The sequence below is a fragment of the Frigoribacterium sp. Leaf44 genome, from assembly GCF_001421865.1.
Classification (GTDB): domain Bacteria; phylum Actinomycetota; class Actinomycetes; order Actinomycetales; family Microbacteriaceae; genus Frigoribacterium.
Genome location: NZ_LMLG01000006.1, coordinates 865,819 through 870,180 on the forward strand (window position 1 = coordinate 865,819; position 4,362 = coordinate 870,180).

The following is a 4,362-nucleotide window of genomic DNA, read 5'->3' on the forward strand; positions in this document are numbered from 1 at the left end:
CGCGGGTGCGGAGCAGGCCGGGGCGTCGAGAGCTCTCAGCCCTGCTCGGCGAACCGACCCACGCCGATGACGTCGAGCAACCGCAGCTTGGCGTCGTCGTCGGACCCGGGCGTCGCCGTCAGCACGAGCAGCGTCTGCGACTGGTCCTCGGTGAAGAGCGCCTGGCAGTCGACCTCGATCCGGCCGAGCTCGGGGTGGAGCAGCGTCTTGCGGTCGTCGAAGCGTTGGTGCACGGCGTGCCGAGCCCAGATCGTCGCGAACTCCTCGCTCGACGCGAGCAGCGCCTCCACGAGTTCTCGCGGTCGGCCTCCGCCGCCCGCCATGCTGAGCGCCGCCCGCAGCCCGGAGGCCTGCAGCTCGAGCTGGTGCGCGTGGTCCTCGACCGGGTAGGAGGCGCGCTCGGCCGGGTCGGTGAACCACCGGTGGAACGCGCTGCGGGCCAGCCCCTCGTGCCGCATCTGGTCGCCGAGCAGGGCGACCGCGAGGCGGTTCTGTGCGAGCGTCTCGGCCAGGTCGCTGAGGACGAGCGCGGGGGTGTCGACCAACCGGTCGAGCACCCGCCGCAACGCGGGACTGACGTGGTCGCCGCCGCGCGTCCGGCGAGGCGGGTGGTGGCCGGTCAGGCGGTAGAGGTGGTCGCGCTCGTCGAGGCTCAGTCGCAGCCCCCTGGTGAGGGCGACGAGCATCTGCTCGGACGGCTGCGGGCCACGCTGCTGCTCGAGCCGCGCGTAGTAGTCGGTCGACATGCCGACGAGCCCCGCCACCTCTTCACGACGCAACCCGGCGGTCCGTCGCCGCACGCCCTCGGGCAGCCCCACGTCGGACGGTCGCAGGGCCTCTCGGCGGTGGCGGAGGAAGTCGGCGAGGTCGGCGCGGTCCATGGCCCCATGCTGTCAGCCGCGGCACCCGCCAACCAGGGAGCGCCGATCCCTGGACGAGCGCTCTCTGCCGCACCGCGCCTCCCCGGGTCAGAGTGGTGGTCGTCCCCCCGACCGACGTCGGTGCGACGACCACCACCGGCCGCGCCGAGCGCGGCACACCCGAAGGAGCAACCGTGAAGATCAGCGGCAACACCGTGTTCATCCCCGGCGCCACGTCCGGCATCGGCCTGGGCCTCGCCCTGCGCCTGCAGGCAGCCGGCAACACCGTCGTCGTGGCGGGCCGACGGCGGGCCCTGCTCGACGAGATCGTCCGCGACCGCCCCGGCCTCGAGGCCGTCGAGCTCGACACCACCGACCCGCAGGCCGTCGTCGACGTCTCGGCCGAGGTGCAGCGTCGTTGGCCCGAGACGAACGTCGTCATCGCGATGGCCGGCATCATGCAGACCGAGGACGTCACGACCGGCGACTTCCTCCCGACCGCCGAGGCGATCGTCACGACGAACCTGCTCGGGCCGATCCGCCTGATCGCCGCGTGGACGTCGTTCCTGCAGACGCAGCCCGCCGCCTCGATCGTCACCGTGTCGTCGGGGCTCGCGAGCGTGCCGCTGCCGATCACGCCGACCTACAACGCGACCAAGGCCGCGATCCACTCGTTCAGCGAGGGCATCCGCGTGCAGCTCGCCGACACGAGCGTGCAGGTCGTCGAGCTCGTGCCGCCGGCCGTGCAGACCACCCTTCTCGGCCAGCAGGACGACCCGTCGGCCATGCCGCTCGACGAGTACCTCGACGAGACCATGGCCCTGCTCGAGGCACAGCCCGACGCTCACGAGATCCTGGTCGAGCGCGTGAAGTTCCTGCGCAACGCCGAGGCCGAGGGGCGCTACGACGCGGTGCTGGCGCGGCTCAGCGGTCACTGAAGCAGGCTGAGGTCAGCACCCTAGGCTGGGTGGATGAGCACATGGGGTGACTGGGGTCCGGCGGTGGTGGCGATCGTCGTGGCCGTCGTGTACCTCGTCATCGTCGTCAGCATCGTGCGTGCCGTCCGACGTCGCGCCGACACGACGCAACTCGAGCGCACGGTCTGGACGGTCGCCGCCGTCCTCTTCCCGCTCGGTGCCGGTGCGGTCTGGCTGCTGCTCGGGCCGCACCCGCTCGGGCTGCGCATCGACCACGAGCAGGACTGAGCCGGGCCCGGCCGGCCGGGTGTCGGTGGCCGCACCTAGCCTGCGGGGGTGACCAGCCCGACGCCCCGACCCGACGACACCTGCCGAGGAGGCGCGGGTCGGCTGACCGACCGCTCCTGCGGTCGTCCGGTCGACCCGTCGTCACCCGTGCCGCTCTGTGACCGGCACCTCGCACTCGCCGCCGACTGGGCCGCCTCGCTCGAGGGGTCGGGCGAGGGAGTGACCGACCTGCTGCCGTCCCCCTGCCTCGCCTGCGGGTCGCGGCTCGGCGTGCACTGGCCGTCGGGGTGGCTCTGCGCTGTCTGCGAGTGGCGTCACGGCGACGTGCCTGACGGCGAGCTCGGGGTCGTGCGGGTCGACGTCGTCTACTACATCCGCTTCGAGGACCGTATCAAGATCGGCACCTCGTCGAACCCCCGACAGCGGCTGGGCACGCTCTGGCACGACGAGCTGCTGGCCTTCGAGCGTGGCGACCGCCTGGTTGAACGGCGGCGGCACGGGCAGTTCGCGGCGTCCCGGTTCGGCCGCACCGAGTGGTTCGCGCGCAGCGCCGAGCTCGACGCCCACGTCGCGGGCCTGGCGCAGGGCGTCGATGACCCGTGGCAGCGCTACGCCCGCTGGCGCAGCGAGGCGCTGGCCCTGCGCGGCTGAGCCCGACTGGCGACGGGCCGAACCCGACCTGGGCCCCGGCTGCCGACGGGCCGAACCCGACCGGGGCCCCGGCTGCCGACGGGCCGAACCCGACCGGCGCGTGGGCTGGTTGCGTACCAATCCCGACAGCGCGGGTGCGACACGCCGCTCAGCACTCCCTCTGGAGTGCTTGTCTGCCTTGGGTTGTCGCGATTTGCACACCAAGGGGCACGAGAGCAGTCGGGTCGGGGGACTCCGGGCAGAGGCGTCCCGGGGCGCGGGCTCAGCGGCGCAGGTAGGCGTCGACGAGCAGCGGGCCGCGGATGGCACGCAGCTCGTCGAGCAGCAGGGGCACCGTCTGCCGCGTCAGCCCCGGCAGCTGCAGGTCGTGTGGGCCGAGCGCGGGCAGCTTTCCGGTCCGGAGCCGCACGACCTCCCAGCCGGCGGCCCGCAGTGCGGCGTCCTTGCGGCGGTCGGCGGTCTCGCGGTGCCCGACGTGTTCGAGCCCGTGCCGCCCGGTCGAGTCGTACTCGATCGCGACCCGCAGTTCGCTCAGCACGATGTCCGGCCACACCTCGACGTGGTCGAAGAACGGACGCCCCACGCGCACCGCGTTCAGGCCGGGCTCGAACTCGAGCCGGGCCGTCAGTTCGGCCCGCAGCTCGGCCTCGACCGCCGACGCCGGCTTCGGGGCACACACGCTGACGAAGGGTGTGCCGGTCGGCAGCGCCGGCGTCTTGTCACACACCGGCCGGGAGGCGCGGGACGGCCGGGAGGCGCGGGTCGGCCGCGAGGCACGGGTCGGCCGCGAGGCACGGGTCGACGGAGACGCGCGCTCGGTGCGGGCGACCTCGGCGGGCGGGGAGGGACGCCCGGTGCGGGCGGCGTCGGCGGGCGGGGAGGCGCCCTCCGTGGGGGAGGCGCGGGAGTGCTCGGGACTGCGGCTCGCATCCGCGCGCGGAGTCGTCGAGGGCAGGCCCGTGCTCGAGCCGCGGCGACGCCGGGGCGGGGGTGACGAGGCCGTCGGCACCGCGCCTCCTGCGCTCTGGGCCGCCCAGGCCTGAGCCGGTGCCGCCCAGGCCTGACCCGGTGCCGGCGAGGCCTGACCCGGTGCCGGCGAGGCCTGACCCGGTGCGCTCGGGCCCTGCGCCGGCATGCCCTCGGCCTGCGCCCGGACGACCGCCGCCGGCGCCATCGGCGGCCGCATCGGCAGCGCGCGCGGCGCGGCGAGCTCGCTGCACTCGGGGCACCACGACGATCGGCGTCGCTCACGCCCGGGCCGATGCCGCTGTTCGTCGGGGGTGGCGACGAACACGTGGCCCGCGTCGCAGAGCCAGCACAGCCACACGTCGGCCGCGGGCGGGATCTGGCTGAGCACGATGCCGCCGTTGTGTTCGGGCCGGTACTGCCGCACGAGCACCGGGTACGACGCCCAGGCCTCGCGATAGCTGCCCACCGGGTAGGGCACGGCGAGGCCGCGCGACGTCCGGCGTCGCGCCCACCAGGCGGCGATCGGCTCGGGCACGCGCACACGCTACGACGGGCCACCGACACTCGCGCCCGAGCCGGCCCGAGCCGGCCCGAGCCGAGCCGGCCCGAGCCGAGCCGGCCCGAGCCGAGCCGGCCCGAGCCGAGCCGGCCCGACCCGGCCCGAGCCGGCCCGACCC

The 4,362-nt window shown here is 74.7% G+C and carries 5 protein-coding genes; 3 read left to right on the plus strand and 2 right to left on the minus strand.

The window, feature by feature from the left end; translation table 11 throughout:
- Positions 1–35: 35 nt before the first annotated feature.
- On the minus strand, positions 36–881 hold the full coding sequence (locus tag ASE87_RS12620) for a helix-turn-helix transcriptional regulator (protein ID WP_043594713.1): 846 nt from the start codon (positions 879–881) through the stop codon (positions 36–38).
- A gap of 173 nt (positions 882–1,054) precedes the next feature.
- Between ASE87_RS12620 and ASE87_RS12625 the strand changes: the two genes are divergently transcribed.
- The 3 genes from ASE87_RS12625 to ASE87_RS12635 are packed head-to-tail and all read left to right on the plus strand — an operon-like array spanning position 1,055 to position 2,716.
- On the plus strand, positions 1,055–1,798 hold the full coding sequence (locus ASE87_RS12625; RefSeq protein WP_056229616.1) for an SDR family oxidoreductase: 744 nt from the start codon (positions 1,055–1,057) through the stop codon (positions 1,796–1,798).
- Between the two features lie 33 nt (positions 1,799–1,831).
- Entirely contained in the window at positions 1,832–2,065 is a 234-nt protein-coding gene (locus tag ASE87_RS12630; RefSeq protein WP_137848241.1) for a PLDc N-terminal domain-containing protein, read from the plus strand.
- Between the two features lie 48 nt (positions 2,066–2,113).
- Positions 2,114–2,716: a GIY-YIG nuclease family protein gene (locus tag ASE87_RS12635; RefSeq protein WP_369814010.1), complete on the plus strand. Its 603-nt coding sequence runs from the start codon at positions 2,114–2,116 to the stop codon at positions 2,714–2,716.
- A 262-nt stretch (positions 2,717–2,978) separates the two neighbouring features.
- On the opposite strand, the gene ASE87_RS12640 is transcribed toward ASE87_RS12635, so the two are convergent.
- Positions 2,979–4,220, minus strand: coding sequence for a hypothetical protein (locus ASE87_RS12640; protein WP_056229622.1), 1,242 nt, complete (start codon positions 4,218–4,220; stop codon positions 2,979–2,981).
- Between the last annotated feature and the right edge of the window lie 142 nt (positions 4,221–4,362).

What these genes read in the sequence shown, in the direction of transcription:
- ASE87_RS12620 (WP_043594713.1), bottom strand. Translation starts at nt 881, where the DNA reads ATGGACCGCGCCGACCTCGCCGACTTCCTCCGCCACCGCCGAGAGGCC.
- ASE87_RS12630 (WP_137848241.1), top strand. Translation starts at nt 1,832, where the DNA reads ATGAGCACATGGGGTGACTGGGGTCCGGCGGTGGTGGCGATCGTCGTG.